Origin of the sequence: Sphingosinicella humi (genome assembly GCF_003129465.1) — a bacterium.
Classification (GTDB): Bacteria; Pseudomonadota; Alphaproteobacteria; order Sphingomonadales; family Sphingomonadaceae; genus Allosphingosinicella; species Allosphingosinicella humi.
The window spans coordinates 910798-929522 of record NZ_QFFF01000001.1 but is presented as its reverse complement, the minus strand read 5'-3'; the positions used below and the strand labels follow the sequence as shown (position 1 = coordinate 929522).

The window sequence follows — 18725 nt, the reverse complement described above, 5'->3', positions numbered from 1 at the left end:
GTTTCAACTCAATCGAGCGACCGCCTCTTAGACCGAGGTCATGGCGACATCGGCTTATGAATATATCGTGTCACGATATTATTATACAACCCTTCGGAGCAGCGCGATCACCGGCATCCCGCGGCCGGCGCTAACAATCAGCCCTCAAGCCGAGCGGCGCCGCGCAGAAGGGCGGCCACGGCTTCATCCACGTCCTCGATGTGCGTGCGGAAGGAGAGAATGGCGCATCGGAGCGTGTACCGGCCGTCTATGCGCGTGCCGCTCAGCATAACCCGACCTTCCTCCTGCACATGGCGAAGCAACCGCTCGTTGAAGTCATCCGGGTCTCCGCTCGTCGGACGATATCGGAAGGCGACGACCGACAGGTCGGGAGTCGGGCCCGGATCGAACCTGTCGATCTCCTTGAGTCGCGCATGAAAATAGCGGGCAAGCGCCAGCTTTTCCGCCTGGGCCGCCCGGAACGCGGATAGGCCGGCGATCTGCAGCGGCAGCCATAAGCGCAGCGCCCGAAAGTGGCGGGTGAGTTCGGGCGACAAGTCGGCGGGGGAGGGCCCCACTTCGGAGTCTCCAAGCGGGCGGATATATTCGGCGCTCGCGCTGAAGGCTTCGAGCAGGTGGCGACCGTCGCGCACGAGCACCGCGCCGGTCCCGTAGGGCAGGAACAGGGTCTTGTGCGGATCCAGGGCAACGCTGTCGGCACGATCGATCCCGGACAAAAGGCGCCGGCCGTCGTCGCAAAGCGCGAACAGGCCGCCATAGGCGCCGTCAACATGGAACCAGGCGCCGTAGCGGCGGCACAAGGAGGCGATGTTATCGAGCGGGTCGACCGCGCCTGTATCCACAGTGCCGGCAGAGGCGATAACGAGCCATGGACGAATGCCCGCGGCCTGGTCCTGCTCCAGCGCCTCCTCGAGCGCTTCGACCGACATCCGGTAGCGCTCATCGGTCGCTATCATTCGCCTGGGGGATTTTCCCCGACCGGAAATGTGCAGGGCCTTGTCGACGCAATGATGCGCGAAGCGCGTAGCGTAAACGGCGCCTCCGCCTTCAGGATCCTTTGCATCGCGCGCGGCGACGACCGCCGTCAGGTTGGCGATACTGCCGCCGGAGGTCAGGGTGCCGGCTGCCTCTGCGGGATAGCCGATGACGTTCGCCAGCCACTGCGTGGTCGCATTCTCCAGGCGCACCGCGCCGGGACTGGCCGAGGCAAAGCCGGAATATTTGTTGGATACCGCGGCGAGGAAGTCCCCGAGTGCAGAGTGGAACAGCCCGCCGCCGGGTATGTAGGCCATGAAGCGAGGCGAAGTGGTCGCGAAGCCGGGCCGGTCAACGCAGGCCGCGACATAATCGAACACCTCGGCCGCATCGCGCCCTTCTTCGGCGAATTCAGGGTCGAGCCGGCGCGAGAAAACCTCCGCCCAAGGCCGGTTGGTCGGAGCGTCCGGAACCTCATCGAGATAGGCCGCCGCATGGGCGAGGGCGCGGCTGCTAAGCTCTTCCCGTTTTTCACCGTCGGGCTCCAGCGCCGCCATCGCGGCGCGCAGGCCGCTGATTTGCAGCTTCAGGTCGTCAAGCATGGCTGGGCTCAATCCCACAGAAGCGTTCCGAGCGAAAGAGACCGCCCGCCTCGGTCATTCTCCCGAGGGCTGAGCGCTCAGCGGTTCGGCTGGCTTTTTTGACCGCTCTGCGCCCCAAAGGCAGACGTCGGACATGCCAAGCGGACGCTGAGCCGAGTCAGTGCATCGTGACCTGCCATGCAAGTTTCAGGGCGACTCACCCCTCCCGGTCGTTTCCGGGTGCGCTTAAACTTCCGGAAAGCGGATGCTCGACCTGCGCCCCGTCAACCACATTAAGACAGGCCGCAGCCGCTGTGATTCCGTATCAGACCAACGGTGCCGCGCTGAGCCAGTTGCAGAGCTGCTCGCCCGTCAGACCCGGAAATTGATCGGTCGAGAATTTATGAGTGTCACATGTCGCTCAGTTTAAGAATTTTATTAACACATTAATCATAGGGTCACGCTCCTCTGATCGGCGAGCGGAGCCCAATATGCCTCTATCTTCAGACTCACTCGTCGGGCTGCTCGATGAATGTGCGAAGCGGTTGGATGAAATCGAATCCGCGATGGCGGATGCTCGCCGGACGCTCGATGAGGCCCGGGAGCTCGCTCGCGACACGCTTCTCGACAATGGCCGGTCGGGGCGGATGCGCCAGGTCCTCAATGAGCACCGGGGTGAGCTCATCGCCAGCGTTCTGGCGGCGCTCAATGCCGATACGACCCCCGCCACCGCCTTCCCGACACGCTTGGCGTACAACGCGGTCGACCGCGAATTCCGTCTCGGCAGACGCAAGCTGGATCTCACCGATTCCGAAGCCCTAGTGCTGGAGCTGCTCTGGGTCGAGGCGCCTGCCCCCGTATCTCGGGAGCGGCTGCTCGCCCACCTCTATCGTGACGCAGAACGCCCGGCCGACCGCATTGTCGATGTGTTCCTCTCGAATTTGCGGCGCAAGTTAAAGCTGGTCAGCGGCGGCCGGACTTTCATACAATCCCATCGCGGGCGCGGTTGGGCTCTCGTTGTCGAGGAATGCGACACGATGGCACCAGAATTTCCCGACTCCCGCAGGCGACCGGGCTAACGGCTCCGTCAGGCTCTTCCGCCCTCGATCAGCCTGAATCGTGGTTTGGCGTCGCCGCCCGGTGCCGGCTCGTCGCCACCGGCGATCGCGTCCGCATAGTCGATCAGCTTCGACGCCAAGTCGCGCGAGATTTGGGCATCCATCTGGCGTGCATCGCCGACCACTCCTCCGAGGACTCGAAGCCGCCCTGCCGCCTCGCATCGCTCCATCAAGCCACGATTGATCATCTCGATATAGACGTAGGACGCTATCATGGCCTGGCTCTCAAGCAGCGTCTCTACGAGCGTCCCAAGTTCCGACTCTTTGATTGTCCTGCGCATTGCGGGATGGATAGTGTCTAGGTCCATCTGCCGCCATGGCCGAAGATTGGATGCCCCGGTTTAGGACACCCGTCCATGCGGCGGGGTGGCGGATATTTCGGGCTAACCGAGGGAAATGCGAATAGCCGCAGCTTGTGAGGGAAATCGTAAGGATTTACCATGATCGTGCGACTAGGGATTCCTTCCCCATTCGTGCCGGACGGGCGCATGGAAGCGGACGGGGCTGTCTCCAAACTTGCTCCACCGTCTTCCGCCTGTCCGGATCTGCTGCCGCAGCCTGGGTTCGACCGGTGTGCCTCCGCTGTTGGCACTCGCTCAGAGGCGGAAAGGTTGAATACGCGAGAACAAGCCTTCGCGCGAGGTAACTTCCAGTTTTGCGTAGACATGCTTCAGATGGGATCGGACGGTTGCGATCGATATCCTCATGTCGGAGGCGATCTCGTCTGTCGTATGACCTTCCGCCAACTTCTCCACGACCTTAATTTCGCTGCGCGTGAGTTGAAAGGCTATGTTGAGGTCCGCATAGCGCCATTCGGCTAATGGCTCACTCGAATGGAAAGCTATTCCGAAAAAGCGTTGCCCGCCGTGCCGGCCGACTTCCCGCGCCCTGAACAGCAGGAATCCGTCGCCATTGTCCCGAGGTAAGCAGAACGTCGAGACCTCTCGCCCGCAGCCGAGCACGAACTTGGCAAATGCCGCCAACCGTCCCGGATTACTGAGAGTGATTACGCCATCATAGCATTCGATGTCCCGGCCCTTCAGGAAATGACCCTGCGCTGGTGGATTGGCCCAGACCAGCTCCAGCGCGTTGTTGACGAGACAGCGGGGCAGCGGGTCGCCGTCGATCCATTGTAGCGCCAGCCACGGCGGCCCATCGCCCCGCAGCACCTCCGTCTCCCCACATCCGACTTCCATAATCCCCCTCTTAACGGTCTGGATCCGCGGCCGAAATAAAACTGCGATCCAAACATCCCGTTTCTGCAAGGAAATCTTGGAAGATGAGTAATGTCAATCACACGGGCTGCCCAGGTGCTGCTATTCGGGACCGAGAGTGACTGCACACTTCGTGGCGGTGGATATTTACAAGCAAGACTAAGTGTCGAGCAGCGCCGGTATCAGAGCAGATTAACTCATTTACGATGGAAGATAGGAACGTCTCAAAATTGGACGTGAAAGAACTTTAATGCCCAAATTTGATTACTTCAGGCGTGGCAGTTTCCATGTTGCCTTCGCGATCTATATCAAAACAAACGAAAAAATGCTCTCAGCGAACGCGAGCATCGCTTTCAGTTCCCCAAAATGGGGGATGTGCGGATCATCCAAAGCATCTTAATCCTTCAATCACCGTCGGGGGGCGAGTCAAAGGGCGCGCTTCCCCAGGTCGGCACCGTTCGGTTCTCATTGGAGACGGAACCAAGCGGCGCCGGTTCAAGCAGAATGGGGAAGGAATATCATGAAGAAGATTCTCATCGCCGCCGTCGCGTCGACCGCTCTTATTGCCACTCCGGCGTTTGCGGGCCCGACCGACTCGCAGGCCCTGAACGTGAGCGGCACCGTTAACCAGGAGTGCAGCATCGCGGCACCGGCCGCGGTCAATTTCCCGACCGTCAACATCAACGAGGGCGCCGGCGCCAATGCCCTTCTCCTCAAGAACGGCTCTCAGGCCCAGTCGCAGAACATCTATGTGAGCTGCAACTATGCCGCGAAGGTCGGCGCCTCGTCCCAGAATGGCGGTCTGCTCAATGCGGCCGGCGCCACGCTCGCCGAGAACGATCCGGACGACTTCACGAACGTCATCCATTATCGGGTCAAGCTCGACGCGACCGACAACAGCTTCCCGGTCCTGGACTTCCGGACCAGGCTTGAAGCGGGCGACTCGGTGAACGCGGCCGGTGCCTTCCATAACAATGCGCTGCTCGAGGTTCGGATCGATCGTGACGATACCGCGAAGCGGCCGGTCGCCGGTGCTTATACCGATGTGACCGTCCTCAGCGCCGGTCCGGTCTAAACCGGTCCTTCGTCAGGAAAAAGGGAGGGGGGAACTTCGGTTTCCCCCTTTCTCATTAACTGCGAATTGAGACCTGACGCCCAAAACGTGGGGCTCAGGGAGTCAGCGTAACGGCGAGAGCCGGGGGGCGACAATGTTCAGGATGTTGCTGTTTGTCTGGGGAGCCATCGCGCTCGCCCTGACGCCGGTCGCGGCCCAAGCGGCGCGCGTGTCGCCGATGATCGTCGAGATCAAGCCGATGGGGCGCGGCTCTGTCGCCCGCATCGAGCTCAGCAATCCCGGGCAAACCGAGTTCCCGGTGGAAGTCCAGATGTTCCGCGGCCTCATTTCCGAGGCCGGCGAGCTGGAGCTGACCCCGGCGGACGAACAATTTCTAGTGTTCCCGCCGCAACGCGTAGTGCCGGCTCAGTCGCAGCAGGTGTTCCGCGTCCAATATATCGGCGAAGCCGAGCTGACGGCTTCCGAAATCTATTACATGCAGATCCGCCAGATCCCGGTCGAGATCGCGCCCGGGCAGTCGCAGGTCCAGGTCGTCGTGAACTTCAACGTTCTGGTCAACGTCATTCCCGACGGGACGACACCGCAGCCGGTCGTTGAGTCGGTTCGTCCGGTCGTCCGCCGGGATGTGCCCGGCGTAGAGGTGCGCATGGTCAATCGCGGCACCCGCTATTTCACGGCCGGAACCGAGCCTTGGAGGGTGAGCGGCACGGCCGAAGACGGCAGCATCCTGGACGTTCGTCTCCCGCCGGAGGAAGTGGCGAAGCTGATCGGCGTCGGCGTCGTGGCGCCGGGCCGGGCGCGGATCTTCTTCTTCCCGACCGAAAAGCCACTCGTCGACGGCAGCATCCAGGCGAACATGGTGCCCTGATCGTGAAAGGGGGGGCACGTAGCGGGTTAAGAGCGGGGGTCAGCAATCTTGCGCTCCTGGCCGTAATCCTGTGCCTGCCAGAGGCTGCGCGCGCCGCCAACCAGCCGTCTCAGGCCACCGGCCCGGCCGCGGCGCCCCAGCCTGCCCCGTCCCTCCTCGGCTCAGAGGCCGCGCAGCAGTCCGGGCAATCCGTCACAATGTCGGTCCCGCTCGTCTGGGGAGGCCAGGTTCTCGGCGATGTCATTGTGCAGGTCCGTGCCGACGAATCGGCGGCAATCGAGAGCCAGTCGCTTCGAAAGGAACTGAGCCGGCTGCTGACGGAAACAGGCATCGAGCGTCTGGACGAAGTAATCGCCGGAGATCCGTTCGTGACACCGGCGGAGTTGAAGGCCGCGGGCTTCGAAGTTGACCTCGACCTCGCGCGGCTGGAGCTGGCGGTCACCGCCATCGATCCGTCATTTCGTCCGGTCGAGCCGCTGGGCGGACGCAGCGAAAGCAGCGAACGCCTGCTGCCGTCCATCGAACCCGCCAATTTCAGTGCCTATCTCAACACCAGCGTGAACCTTCTTTATCGCGAGCAGAGCGGCATTGAGCCGCCGGACATCTTTCTGTTCGGGGCGGCTCGGCACCGCGACATTGTGATGGAGTTCGATGGGGGCTTCACGAACAGCGTCGATGAGAGATACCGCTTCTACCGCCGCGCGGTGCGAGCGGTCTATGACGAGCCCGAGAGCTACCGGCGGTGGACCGCGGGCGATCTGCAGCTCGACAACATCGGTGCGCTGCGGACTCCCTTTATCGGCGGTTTCGCAATCGAAAAGAGCCGGCGCACCTTCGATCCCTTCGCGCCGGCGATGAACCTTGGTGGGCGCCAGATCTTCCTGACCTCGCCGTCCACCGTCGAAGTCATCGTCAACGGCGCGTCCTACCAGACGCTCGATCTGCAGCCCGGGACCTACAGCCTGGACGATCTTCCAATCCAGATCGGGTCGAACGACGTCAAGCTGGTGGTGCGCGACGCCGCGGGCCGCGAACAGGTGACACGTTTCGACTATTTCTTCGACCCGATCGATCTACGATCGGGCGAGGAAGAATACACCGTTGCGCTCGGCCTAATCGCCGACGATTTCGGTCTCCAGCCCAGATATTCCGATGATCCCGCTTTCATCGGCAACTATCGGAAGGCGCTGAGCAACATCCTGATTGTCGGAGGCGGTGTGCAAATCGCCGAGGATATCCAGGTGATCGGCTTCGAAACGCAGTTCGTTCCCCAGGTGATCCCCGGAAGCTTCGATCTTCAGGGCGCGGCGAGCATGGGCGACGGCACCGGCTTTGCCTTGCGGGGCGGGTACCGACTGACATTGGGGAGTGGCCCGCGCGTCAAGCGATTCTCAGCCACGTTCGACTATCAGAGCGAGAATTTCCGCACAGCTGGCGACCTTTCGACATTCAGACTCGAGCGGCTTTCGCTCACCGCCACTTACAGCCAGGCGTTGTCGCTGCGGACGTCGATCATCGCCGGCGCGAATTATTTCGCCCGCGCGGGCGGCACCGACCAGAGCAACTTCTTCGTCGACGTCAATCACCGCGTGTTCAACAATATCCGTGCCTCGATCGGCGTTGAGTATGGCACGGGATCGACCTTCGGCTCCAATTTCGGCGTGCGCGCCGGCATCTCCGTTCTGTTCGGTGGGCAGCACCGGGCCGACGCGGCCTACGAGAGCCGCCGCAAGCTGGCGCGTGCTTCCCTCTCGCGCGGGACCGACAACAATGTCGGCTCCCTGGGCTATTCGGTTAACGTGCAGAATTCTTCGGGGAGCACCTCGCTGGACGGCGTGCTCGATTATGTCGCGAACCGCTTCGAGGCGCGCGCCTCCCTCGGAACTTCCGGCACCAGTCTGGGCGGTATCGCCGATGATCAGACCGCCAGGCTGCAGATCGGCACTTCGTTTGCCTTCGCGGACGGGGCCTTCGGCGTCGGCCGTCCGATCCAGGATTCCTTCCTTCTCGCGCGGCCGCACGAGACGCTCGACCGCACGAACGTTATCGCGGGACGGAGTCTCAGGGATGGCCGTTACGAGGCGGCGAGCGGAACGTTCGGGGCGGCCGTCGTCAATCGCCTGGCCTCATACAATCCCCAGGACGTTCAGTACGACATCGATAGGCTGGAAGCCGGGTATGATATCGGGTCCGGCGTGGTTCGCGTCGAGCCGCCGTTCCGCGGGGGATATGATCTGGTGGTCGGAACCGACCGCTTCGTCAGCGCGGTCGGCTTCCTGGAGGTGGACGGTGTCCCAGCCGCGCTCGCCACGGGGCTCATCACTTCGCAAGATGATGAGGGTTTCAAACCGGAGCCCTTCTTCACCAACTCGGCCGGTCGCTTCGGAATCATCGGGCTCGCGCCCGGGCGGAGCTACACTGTTCGTTTGAACGAAAGTGGACGCGCGTTCACGATCAAGGTCCCGGCGGACAGCAAAGGCCTTTACCGACTGGAAACGATAAGTCTCCGGAATGAAGCCGAATAGGAAGTATCATGCGCTACTCGACACTGATTGCCTCGATCTCCCTCCTGGCTATTTCCGGCACCGCCAACGCGGCCGCTTGCCAGCCCGAATTCGTCAATGGCGACTTGTCCCTGGTGATCGACGGCATTGAGATCGAGACCGGCGGACGGTCTACTCGGGACTTCCAGATCCGGGTCCAGAATGCGGCCGGGCCGGCCGGCATGGTAGGGGCCATGAATACGCAACCGTGCGAGGCAAGGATCCGCATCGCCAGGCTGATAGCATCGCCCGATCCCGACTTCCCGCCTTACTTGCTGCGCGCCCCGGGCAATGGCCGGATAGAAGTTCTCCCCGACCCTGCGTCAGGCGGAACTGCCGACAGCGACGTCGTTGTCGCCAATGCGCCCCCGGGACCGCAGGGGCGAGCGGTTCCCTTTCAGATCGGCGTTCCCACCGAATGGGGGCTGCGAGCGGGAACATATGTGGAGCAACTTCAGCTGATGTTGATAGACGGCGCCGGAAACGTCGCTGATCGCTCTACGCTGACGATCACGATCATCATCCCGCCCGCCGTTTCCCTGCGCTTGGTGGGGGCCGTCGTCGGCGGAGAAGGCGGTGGCCCGGCGCAGGTGGACCTTGGCAGCCTGTCCAGCACCACGGAGACTCGCTCGCAGCGTTTCGGCGCCCGCATCTTCAGCACCGCGCCTTATGCGGTGAGGTTCAGTTCCGTCAATCTCGGCAACCTTCTGCACGAGCACGGCCGGGGGCAGATTCCGTACCACCTCTATTTCGACGGGGCGCTGGTCAATCTCGAGGGCGCCAACGGGTTTCCCTATTTCCAGCACACGCCCAAGGCCGGGGACCTGCGACCGCTCAGCATCGCCGTCCCGCCGGTGGTCGCGCAGGCGGGTCGCTATTCGGATCGAGTGACCGTCACGGTCACCGCGATGTGATCAAATGACGGTCAGTCCGAGGCTGATGGCGAGATCCTGGACCAGGCCTGTGGACTGGACCGAGACGGGCACGCTGTCGGCGACGGGGCCGGCGCGATAGGCTACTGCGCTGATGCCCGAAGGGTCGAGCTGCCGCGTCTCACCCGCATAGTAGATCCGGACCTGCTCTCCCTCCTCAAGCGCGCGGTAGCTGGCAACCACACGGAATCCCCGGCCACTGTTGCACATCTCGAAAACCGTGCCGCTCGCTAATCCGGTCGTGGCATCGACCGAAATCGCGGACGCTTCTATCTGGCACACCTCAGGGACAGTTACCGAAATCGGGACGCCACCTGACGCGCGCCCTCCTTCGGCTTGGGCGGCAGCGGGTAGGGCGCTCGCGGCAAGGCAAAACAGGGTCAGGCGATTCATGGTGTGCGGTCCCTCTTCGTTAAATAGGGACTAACCGCATTTGGTTAACAAAACCTGCATACTTGCACTTGAACGAGAATAGCTTGGCCAGCCGGTGTGAGCCTGCTGGCTCGGATCGCGATTGACGGGCGTCAAGGCGGCTGGCCGTCCGAGGCCGTTGCGCACCGCAATAGACGAGTAGCTTGCAGCAGTTGCTGTGCCAGGATCGGCGGACACGGCCCCGCTCGGCGTTGTTAGCCTGGCTCCTCGACGAGGAACCGGCGATCGAGCGCATCAATCCGTGCGCAGCCCAACAGGGCGAGGGTGAGATCGGCTTCGTCGCGCAATATCTCAATGGCGCGGATGACGCCCGCCTCGCCGGCCGACGCGACGCCATAAAGGGGCGCGCGGCCGACCAGCACGGCGTCGGCGCCGAGCGCGATCGCCTTGACGATGTCACCGCCGCTGCGGACGCCGCCGTCGACGAGCAGGGGGAAGCCGGCGCCCACCGCCGCCCGCGCAGCCGGGAGCATGTCGAGCGGCGCGGCGACCCAGTCGAGCTGCCGCCCGCCATGGTTGGAGAGGATGGCGCCGTCCGCGCCGGCCGCCTGGGCGCGCGCGACATCCTCCGCCGTGAGCAGGCCCTTGATCAGCAGCTTGCGCGGCCAGCGGTCGCGGATCCGGGCGGCGCGATCCCAATCCAACCCCACATCCATATGATCGCGGGTCCAGAAGGCGCTTTCGAACAGGCCTTGCTTATCCTTCGGGAACCAGCGCTGGAGGTTCGCGAAGCGGGGAAGCCCGCGGGGCAGCAAGGTCGTGGACCACCAGCGGACATGAAGGCCGGCGTCGATCACCTCCCTCAAGGTCAGTATGGACGGCTTCACCCGCCCTCGGATGTCCCAGGAGCGCTTGCCGAAGGTCTGGGCGTCGGTGGTGACGATCAGCGCCTCGCAGCCGGCCGATTCGGCGCGGGTGATAAGATCGTCGGTAATCTCCGGCGGGTCGATTACGTAGAGCTGGAACCAGTGATGGAGTCCGGCGGTCGCCGCCACGTCCTCGATCGAATTGTTGGACATGGTCGACTGCGCGAAGGGAACGCCCATTCGCGCCGCGCCCAATGCCAGCAACCGGTCCGCGTCCTTGCGGAAGACGCCGTTGAGGCCGGTGGGCGCGACCAGCAGCGGTAACGGCAGGCGCCGGCCGAACAGCGTGCGGCCAAGATCGCGTTGCCTGACATCCACCAGCGCTCGCGGCAGGAAACGCCAGCGGTAGAAGGCGGCGAGATTGCCCGCCAACGCAGCCTCGTCGCCCGCGCCGGCTTCCAGATATTCGAGGGCGAAGCGCGGCAGCCGGCGGTGGGCCATCGCGCGAAGGTCCTCGATCGTCGCGGCGCGCTTCGGATTCCGGCCGCGATAGAGGGTGCGGCGGGGGCTGGTCCCGAGCTGGGCGACGGCCGTCGCTCGCTCGGCCGGAAAGTCCGGACCGCCGCCCGGTGTCATGGTCATTTCGAGTTCGCAAGGATGCTGGCGCTCACCCGATCAGGAACCCTCGATCCCGGCATTGGTTCAGATGGGAAACGGTTAACCGAAACGAGCGGAGACAGCATCATGGCCACCACCGCGGGCGACATTCTCGTCGAAAGCCTAATCGATTGGGGCGTGGAGGTGGTGTTCGGACTTCCGGGCGACGGCATCAACGGCATCATCGAGGCGTTCCGTATCCGGCAGGACAAGATCCGCTTCATCCAGACGCGGCACGAGGAAATCGCCGCCTTCGCCGCCTGCGCCTATGCGAAGTGGACGGGGCGCCTCGGCGTCTGCATCGCGACCTCGGGGCCGGGCGGCATCCACCTGCTGAACGGCATCTACGACGCCAAGCTCGACGGTCAGCCGGTGCTGGCGATCACCGGGCTTCAGTTCCACGACCTCCTCCACACCCACACCCAGCAGGACGTCGAGCTCGACAAGCTGTTCATGGACTCCTGCGCCTACAGCGCGCGGATCATGGGCCCGACCCATGTCGAGAATGTCGTCGAGCTCGCCATCCGCACCGCGCTCGCCTATCGCCAGCCGACCCATGTCACCATTCCGGTCGACATCCAGTCGATGCCGGTCGACAAGGCGAAAAGGTCGAAGCGCAACATCGCCGACCATCTTTCGAACCTGATGGCCAAGGGCGGCCAGCTGCCCGACCGGTCGCAGCTGGAGCGCGCCGCCGCCATTCTCAACCAGGCCGAAAAGCCCTTCATCCTCGCCGGCCAGGGCGCCCTCGGCGCCGGCGACGAACTGCTGGAAATGGCGGAGAAGCTCGGCGCGCCGATCGGCAAGGCGCTGCTCGGCAAGGGCGCGGTGCCCGATCGCAGCGACTATTCCACCGGAGGCGTCGGCCTGCTCGGCACCCGGCCGTCGCAGGAGGCCCTGGAGAGCTGCGACACCCTGCTTATCGTCGGCTCGAGCTTCCCCTATATCGAATATTATCCCCAGCCCGGCGCAGCGCGGGCGGTTCAGATCGAGATCGATCCCAAGCGCATCGGCCTTCGCTATCCGGTCGAGGCGGGGCTGGTCGGCGACAGCCGCACCGTGCTGCGCGAGCTCATCCCTCTCGTCCGCCGGAGCGAAAATCGCGCCTTCCTTCAGGAGGCGCGCAAAGGCGTCGGCGCCTGGCGGGACCTGATGGAGGAGCGGGGCACGCGGACAGACATGCCGATGAAGCCGCAGGTCGTGACGCACGAGCTCAACAAGCTTCTCGACGACGACGCCATCATCGTCACCGACAGCGGCACCATCACCACCTGGGTCGCGCGCCACATCGACATGCGCGGCAGCATGATGTTCAGCTGCTCGGGTACGCTCGCCACCATGGCTTGCGGGATCGGCTATGCGATCGCGGCCGCCATTGCCTATCCCGAGCGGCAGGTGGTGGCGGTGATCGGCGACGGCTCGGTGTCGATGCTGATGGGCGACCTCGTGACGCTCCGCAAATACGGCCTCGACGTGAAGGTCATCGTCATCAAGAACGACAGCCTCGGCATGATCAAATGGGAGCAGATGGTCTTCCTCGGGAACCCCGAATATGTCTGCGAGCTGGAGCCGATCGACTTCGTCAAGGTGGCCGAAGGATGTGGACTCCGATCGCTCCGGATCGACGATCCCGCCCGCTGCGCCGACCAGCTTCGCGACGCCCTCGCGGCGCCCGGACCCTGCCTGATCGAGGCGGTGGTCGATCCTCACGAGCCGCCGATGCCGCCGAAGATCGAGGCGAAGCAGGCGCTTCATCTTGCCGAATCTCTGGTGAAGGGCACCCCCAACGCGAGCAAGATCGCCCTCACCATCGCGTCCGACAAGGTGCGCGAGTTGGTGTGAGCGGCACGCAAGAGCGTGTAGAGATCAGGGCGCCATCGGGCCGCGTCGCCGCCGAGTTCACGCCCTATTCCGTCGAAGCCGCGCGAGCGCTGGAGGCGGACCTCGGACAGGCGCTTGGCCGGGCGGTCGATTTCGGATCCCAAGGCCGCGCCCTCTTCGCCACCGATGCCTCCAACTATCGCCAGGTGCCGATCGGCGTGGTGACGCCCCGGAGCCGGGAAGAGGTGGTCGAGACGGTCCGGCTCTGCCGCCGGCACGCCGCTCCGATTGTCGCTCGAGGCGGCGGCACCAGCCTGGCGGGGCAGGCCTGCAACGTCGCGGTGGTGATCGACTTCTCCCGCTATCTCGACCGGATCGTGGCGCTCGACCCGGAGGCGCGGCTCGCCTGCGTCGAGCCCGGCTGCATCCTCGACACGCTCCGCGACGCGGCGGAGAAGCATCACCTGACCTTCGGCCCGGATCCTTCGACCCACAACCGCAACACGCTCGGCGGCATGATCGGCAATAACAGCTGCGGCGTCCATTCGGTGATGGCGGGGCGCACCTCCGACAATGTCGAGCGAATGACGATCCTCACTTATGACGGCGAGATATGGGAGGTGGGGCCGACCCCGGCGCCGGAGCTGGATCGCATCGTCGCCGGTGGCGGCCGGCGTGGCGAGGCTTATGCCGGCATGCGCGATCTGATCGGTCGCTACGGCGCCCTCATCGAGCGGCGTTATCCCGACATTCCCCGCCTCGTCTCCGGCTTCGAGAATCTCGATGCCTTGCTTCCCGGCCGCGATTTCAACGTCGCCAGCGCGCTGGTCGGCACCGAAGGGACCTGCGCCCTCGTCCTCGATGCAACGCTGAGGCTGGTGCCGAGCCCGCCCTGCCGTGCGCTGGCGGTTCTCGGCTTCGACGACATCTTCCTCGCGGCCGATGCGGTGCCGGAGGTGCTGGCGCTGGGGCCGATCGGAATCGAAGGGTTCGACGACCTTCTCTTCAAATATGTGGGGGAGGGGCATGCCGGACGGGAAGGGCTGAAGCTGTTCCCGCAAGGCAAGGGCTGGCTGATCGTGGAGACCGGCGGCGACACTCTTGCTGAAGCTCGGCAGGAGGCTGAGCGGATCGCCGCAAGGATGAAGGGGCGATGCAACGGCGTCGTCATCTGCGATCCCCGGCAGCAGCGGAAGATCTGGGACGCGCGTGAGGGCGGTCTCGGCGCGACCGCCATGGTGCCGGACAAGCCCGAAAGCTGGGAAGGCTGGGAAGACGCCGCGGTGCCGCGCGAACAGCTCGGCAACTATCTCCGCGACTTCAAGGCGCTGATGCACCGCCACGGCTATGAATCCGCCGTCTACGGCCATTTCGGAGACGGGCTGGTTCATTGCCGCATCAATTTCGATCTTCGCACCGAAGCCGGCCTCGCCAACTGGCGCGACTTCCTGGGGGAGGCGGCGCAGCTGGTCACCTCTTACGGCGGTTCACTGTCCGGAGAGCATGGTGACGGCCAGGCCCGGGCCGAACTGCTGGAGACCATGTATGGTCCCGAGCTCGTTCAATGCTTTCGCGAATTCAAGGCGATCTGGGACCCCCGAAACCGGATGAATCCCGGCAAGGCGATCGATCCCTTCCCGGTCGATGCCAATCTTCGCTTGGGGCCCGGATACAGGCCGCCGCAGCTTGACACCCATTTCGCCTATGAGGCCGATCACGGCTCCTTCGCCCACGCCACCATCCGCTGCGTCGGCGTCGGCGCCTGCCGTCGTCTCGACGCCGGCGACGAGGTCATGTGCCCCAGCTACATGGCGACGCGGGAGGAGAAGCATTCCACCCGCGGCCGCGCCCATTTGCTCCATGAAATGGTGCGGGGCGAGGTCATCAAGGACGGGTGGGAAAGCCGCGAAGTGGAGGACGCGCTATCGCTCTGCCTCGCCTGCAAGGGGTGCCGGCGCGACTGCCCGGTCTCGGTCGACATGGCGACCTACAAGGCCGAGTTCCGCTCGCATCATTATAAGCACCGCCTGCGGCCGCGCTCGGCCTATTCGATGGGCTTTATCCACAAGGCAGCGAGGCTGGCCGAACCTGCCCCCTGGCTTGCCAATTTCCTGACCCGAACGCCTGGTGTGTCGGCGCTGACCAAATGGATCGGGGGCGTTCACCCGAAGGCCGAGCTGCCCGCCTTCGCCCGCCGCTCCTTCCGCCGCTGGACCCTGGACCGAGGAACAAGTTCCGTCGGCGGCGACAGGATCCTGCTCTGGCCCGACACCTTCAACAATTATTTCCGTCCCGAAACGGCCATCGCCGCGACCCGCGTGCTGGAGAGCGCCGGCTATAGCGTCGCCATCCCTCCACGCCCCTTATGCTGCGGCCGGCCGCTCTACGACTGGGGCTTTCTCGATCAGGCCAAGGCGCTCTGGGAGGAGAGCTTCGTCGCCCTCAAGTCGGAGATCGAGCAAGGCACGCCGATCATCGGCCTGGAGCCTGCGTGCACCTCCGCCTTCAAGGACGAGCTTACGGGACTGTTCCCCAAGCGGGCCGAAGCCAAACGCCTGTCGGAGCAGGTCGTCCATTTCACCGATTTCGTCGCCGCGCATTTCGACCGCTTCCCCGAGCCGCGCACGGGCGGCCGGGCGCTCGTGCAGGCTCATTGCCACCATCATGCCGTGATCGGTTTCGAGCCGGAAATGGCGCTGCTCGAGCGCCTCCACATAACTACCGAGCGCCCACCCCAGGGCTGCTGCGGCATGGCCGGCGCCTTCGGCTTTGCGAAGGAAACGCATGATGTCGCCACGGCGATCGGAGAGCGCGTGCTGCTGCCCGCGGTTCGGGAAGCGCCGGATGACAGCCTAATCCTCGCCGACGGCTTCAGCTGCCGCGAGCAGATCGAGCGGACCGGCCGAAGGACGCGCCACATCGCGGAGCTTCTGGCCGAGCGAATGCTTGATGTGGCGGTTTGAACCTGGCGCCGCTGCGCCACTGTCGAGGCTTATAGACCCATGAGGTTGAGGCCGCTCTTCGTGGCTTCGACCGGCTGGGCAACTTTCGCTTCCGCGTCTTGGGGATGGCTGGTAAGCGGCCGGCTATGCTGACCATCAACGGAATCACGGTGCGCCTCGGCGGGCGCACGATCCTCGACCGCGCGAGTGCGGCGATCCGGCCGCGCAGCCGTGTCGGCCTGATCGGCCGTAATGGCGCGGGCAAGTCGACGTTGATGAAGGTGATCATCGGCCAGATCGAGCCGGACGAGGGCGATATCGAGATGCCCCGTGCGACCAAGCTGGGCTATATCGCCCAGGAAGCGCCGAGCGGTATCGCCACGCCCTTCGAAACGGTGCTCGCCGCCGACGTCGAACGCGCCGAACTGCTGGCCGAGGCGGAGAGCTGCACGGACATGCACAGGCTGGGCGACGTCCATGATCGGTTGCTGGCCATCGATGCCTATGGAGCGCCGGCAAGGGCTGCGCGGATCCTGCTCGGCCTCGGTTTCGACGAGGACATGCAGGGCCGGCCGCTCGACAGCTACTCCGGCGGCTGGAAGATGCGTGTCGCCCTTGCCGCCTTGCTGTTCTCCGAGCCCGATGTGCTTCTGCTCGACGAGCCGTCCAACCATCTCGATCTCGAAGCCACATTGTGGCTGGAGAACTTCCTCAAAAGCTATCCCGGCACGCTGGTCGTGATCAGCCACGAGCGCGATCTCTTGAACAACGTGGTCGACTCGATCCTCCATCTCGAGCGCGGGAAGATCGCGTTGTATGCTGGCGGCTACGACGATTTCGAGCGGCAGCGGGCGGAGCGTGCCGCGCAGATCGCCGCTGCCAAGGCGTCGCAGGACGCGCAGCGGGCGCGGCTTCAGGATTATATCGCTCGCAACAGCGCCCGCGCCTCGACCGCGAAGCAGGCCCAATCGCGCGCCAAGATGCTCGCCAAGATGCAGCCGATCGTCGCGCTGGCCGAGGACCCGAGCCTCAGCTTCGCCTTTCCCAACCCGACCGAGCTCAAGCCGCCGCTGATCACGCTGGACATGGCGGCGGTGGGTTATGCAGAGGCGAGTCCCGTGCTGCGCTCGCTGAACCTGCGGATCGACCCCGACGACCGTATCGCGCTGCTCGGCCGCAACGGCAACGGCAAGACGACCCTGGCCCGCCTCCTTGCTGCCCAGCTCGCGCCGATGGAGGGTTCGGTCAAAGCGTCCGGCAAGATGCGGGTCGGCTACTTTACGCAATATCAGGTGGAGGAACTGCAGGGCGACGAGACGCCGCTGCAGCACATGACGCGCGTAATGGAGGGGCACAAGCCGGGCGCCATACGCGCTCAGCTCGGGCGGTTCGGATTCTCGGGTGAGAAGGCGACGACGGCGGCCAGCAGGCTTTCGGGCGGAGAGCGGGCACGCCTGGCACTGGCCCTCATCACGCGCGATGCGCCGCACCTTCTGATCCTCGACGAGCCGACCAACCACCTCGACGTCGATGCGCGTGAAGCGCTCGTCCAGGCGCTCAACGATTATGACGGCGCGGTCATCCTCATCAGCCATGATCGCCACATGGTCGAATTGACGGCGGATCGGCTCGTGCTCGTCGAGAATGGCGCGGCGGTGGATTACCCGGGCAGCATAGACGATTATATCGACTTCGTGCTCGGTCGAAACCAGCCGAAGGCCCAGGCGAACCCGAGGCCGGCAAAGGTGGATCGCAAGAGCGCCGCCAAGGCGCGCGACGAAGCCCGTGCGCTTCAAAGAGCCGCTTCAGATGCCGAAAGGGAATGCGCGCGACTGACTGAGCGGTGCTCGGCGATCGATCAGGCAATGTTCGATCCGACCGGTGCAGATCCGGCGTTGGCGTCGCTTTCTATGAGCGAACTTTCTCGTCAACGGGCGAAGCTGACGGCCGAGCTGGCCCTTGCGGAAGCACGTTGGCTGGAAGCCAGCGAGCAATTCGAGAGGCAGGCCGCCTAGGCTTCATGATCGCCACTGGCAACACTCGCCCTTCTGTCCATGGAACAGATGGACAGTTTGGGGTTGGGCCGACTAGCGTTCGTGGCATGACCAAGCCCATCCTCTACGACTATTACCGCTCGTCGGCGGCCTTCCGTGTTCGCATCGCCCTCAACCTGAAAGGCGTCGATTACGAACCCGTGTCGGTGGATCTTCGCCAAGGGGCACAAAAGGGCGCGGACTATCGCGCCCGCAATCCCCAGGGACTCGTGCCGATGCTGGAAATGAACGGCATGCGCCTCACGCAAAGCCTCGCCATCATCGACTGGCTCGACACGGCCGTGCCGCAACCGCGCCTCATTCCCGCCGATCCCGCCGGCCGCGCCCATGTCATGGCGTTGGCGCTGGCCATCGCCTGCGACATCCACCCGCTGAACAATCTGCGCGTCCTCAACTATCTCTCCGGCCCGCTGGAACAGCCGGAGGACGCCCGCAACGCCTGGTACGCGCACTGGATCAGCGAGGGCTTCACCGCGCTTGAGGCGATGAGCGCCCCGCGCGCGCGTCGCTTCCTTTTCGGCGATACTCCCACGCTGGCCGACATCTGCCTCGTTCCGCAGATGTACAATGCCCGCCGCTTCCACGTGCCGCTGGAGGCCTATCCGACTCTCGTCCGCATCGATGCGGAGGCAAGCGGCCTCGACGCCTTTGCCGCGGCCCATCCCGACAAGGTCGCGCCCGCCGCGTGAGAGCGCTACAGTCGCACC

At 64.4% G+C, this 18725-nt stretch carries 14 protein-coding genes; 9 read left to right on the top strand and 5 right to left on the bottom strand.

The window, feature by feature from the left end:
- Positions 1-137: 137 nt before the first annotated feature.
- Positions 138-1577, bottom strand: coding sequence for a pyridoxal phosphate-dependent decarboxylase family protein (locus DF286_RS04610; protein ID WP_109270367.1), 1440 nt, complete (start codon positions 1575-1577; stop codon positions 138-140).
- 524 nt (positions 1578-2101) lie between these two features.
- Here DF286_RS04610 and DF286_RS04605 point away from each other — a divergent pair.
- Positions 2102-2635: a winged helix-turn-helix domain-containing protein gene (locus DF286_RS04605; protein ID WP_207790004.1), complete on the top strand. Its 534-nt coding sequence runs from the start codon at positions 2102-2104 to the stop codon at positions 2633-2635.
- A gap of 8 nt (positions 2636-2643) precedes the next feature.
- On the opposite strand, the gene DF286_RS04600 is transcribed toward DF286_RS04605, so the two are convergent.
- Both DF286_RS04600 and DF286_RS04595 read right to left on the bottom strand, forming a co-directional pair.
- Positions 2644-2889, bottom strand: coding sequence for a hypothetical protein (locus tag DF286_RS04600; protein WP_146193563.1), 246 nt, complete (start codon positions 2887-2889; stop codon positions 2644-2646).
- A gap of 381 nt (positions 2890-3270) precedes the next feature.
- Positions 3271-3843 carry a helix-turn-helix transcriptional regulator gene (locus DF286_RS04595; RefSeq protein ID WP_158274629.1) on the bottom strand — a complete coding sequence of 191 codons (573 nt, stop codon included), beginning with the start codon at positions 3841-3843 and terminating at the stop codon, positions 3271-3273.
- A 565-nt stretch (positions 3844-4408) separates the two neighbouring features.
- Here DF286_RS04595 and DF286_RS04590 point away from each other — a divergent pair.
- The 4 genes from DF286_RS04590 to DF286_RS04575 all read left to right on the top strand — a co-directional run bounded on the left by DF286_RS04590 (position 4409) and on the right by DF286_RS04575 (position 9288).
- Positions 4409-4963 carry a hypothetical protein gene (locus DF286_RS04590; RefSeq protein ID WP_109270363.1) on the top strand — a complete coding sequence of 185 codons (555 nt, stop codon included), beginning with the start codon at positions 4409-4411 and terminating at the stop codon, positions 4961-4963.
- A gap of 133 nt (positions 4964-5096) precedes the next feature.
- Positions 5097-5831 carry a fimbria/pilus periplasmic chaperone gene (locus DF286_RS15350; RefSeq protein ID WP_109270362.1) on the top strand — a complete coding sequence of 245 codons (735 nt, stop codon included), beginning with the start codon at positions 5097-5099 and terminating at the stop codon, positions 5829-5831.
- A 197-nt stretch (positions 5832-6028) separates the two neighbouring features.
- A complete protein-coding gene (locus DF286_RS15345; protein WP_109270361.1) occupies positions 6029-8356 on the top strand; it encodes a fimbria/pilus outer membrane usher protein in 2328 nt (775 codons plus the stop codon).
- Positions 8357-8364: 8 nt separating this feature from the next.
- Complete coding sequence (locus DF286_RS04575) at positions 8365-9288, top strand: hypothetical protein (protein WP_109270360.1); 924 nt, start codon at positions 8365-8367, stop codon at positions 9286-9288.
- Here the strand turns inward: DF286_RS04575 and DF286_RS04570 are convergent, their stop codons facing one another.
- Together DF286_RS04570 and DF286_RS04565 are read right to left on the bottom strand one after the other, a co-directional pair.
- Complete coding sequence (locus DF286_RS04570) at positions 9289-9699, bottom strand: hypothetical protein (RefSeq protein WP_109270359.1); 411 nt, start codon at positions 9697-9699, stop codon at positions 9289-9291.
- Positions 9700-9932: 233 nt separating this feature from the next.
- Complete coding sequence (locus DF286_RS04565; RefSeq protein WP_207790003.1) at positions 9933-11186, bottom strand: alpha-hydroxy acid oxidase; 1254 nt, start codon at positions 11184-11186, stop codon at positions 9933-9935.
- Between the two features lie 102 nt (positions 11187-11288).
- Here DF286_RS04565 and DF286_RS04560 point away from each other — a divergent pair, with 102 nt between their 5' ends.
- The 4 genes from DF286_RS04560 to maiA all read left to right on the top strand — a co-directional run bounded on the left by DF286_RS04560 (position 11289) and on the right by maiA (position 18707).
- Positions 11289-13043, top strand: coding sequence for a thiamine pyrophosphate-dependent enzyme (locus DF286_RS04560; RefSeq protein ID WP_109270358.1), 1755 nt, complete (start codon positions 11289-11291; stop codon positions 13041-13043).
- Complete coding sequence (locus DF286_RS04555) at positions 13040-15985, top strand: FAD-binding and (Fe-S)-binding domain-containing protein (RefSeq protein WP_158274628.1); 2946 nt, start codon at positions 13040-13042, stop codon at positions 15983-15985. The genes DF286_RS04560 and DF286_RS04555 overlap by 4 nt, the downstream gene beginning before the upstream one ends.
- A 125-nt stretch (positions 15986-16110) precedes the next feature.
- A complete protein-coding gene (locus DF286_RS04550; protein ID WP_109270356.1) occupies positions 16111-17979 on the top strand; it encodes an ABC-F family ATP-binding cassette domain-containing protein in 1869 nt (622 codons plus the stop codon).
- Between the two features lie 86 nt (positions 17980-18065).
- A complete protein-coding gene (maiA, locus tag DF286_RS04545; RefSeq protein WP_109270355.1) occupies positions 18066-18707 on the top strand; it encodes a maleylacetoacetate isomerase in 642 nt (213 codons plus the stop codon).
- Positions 18708-18725: the final 18 nt, after the last annotated feature.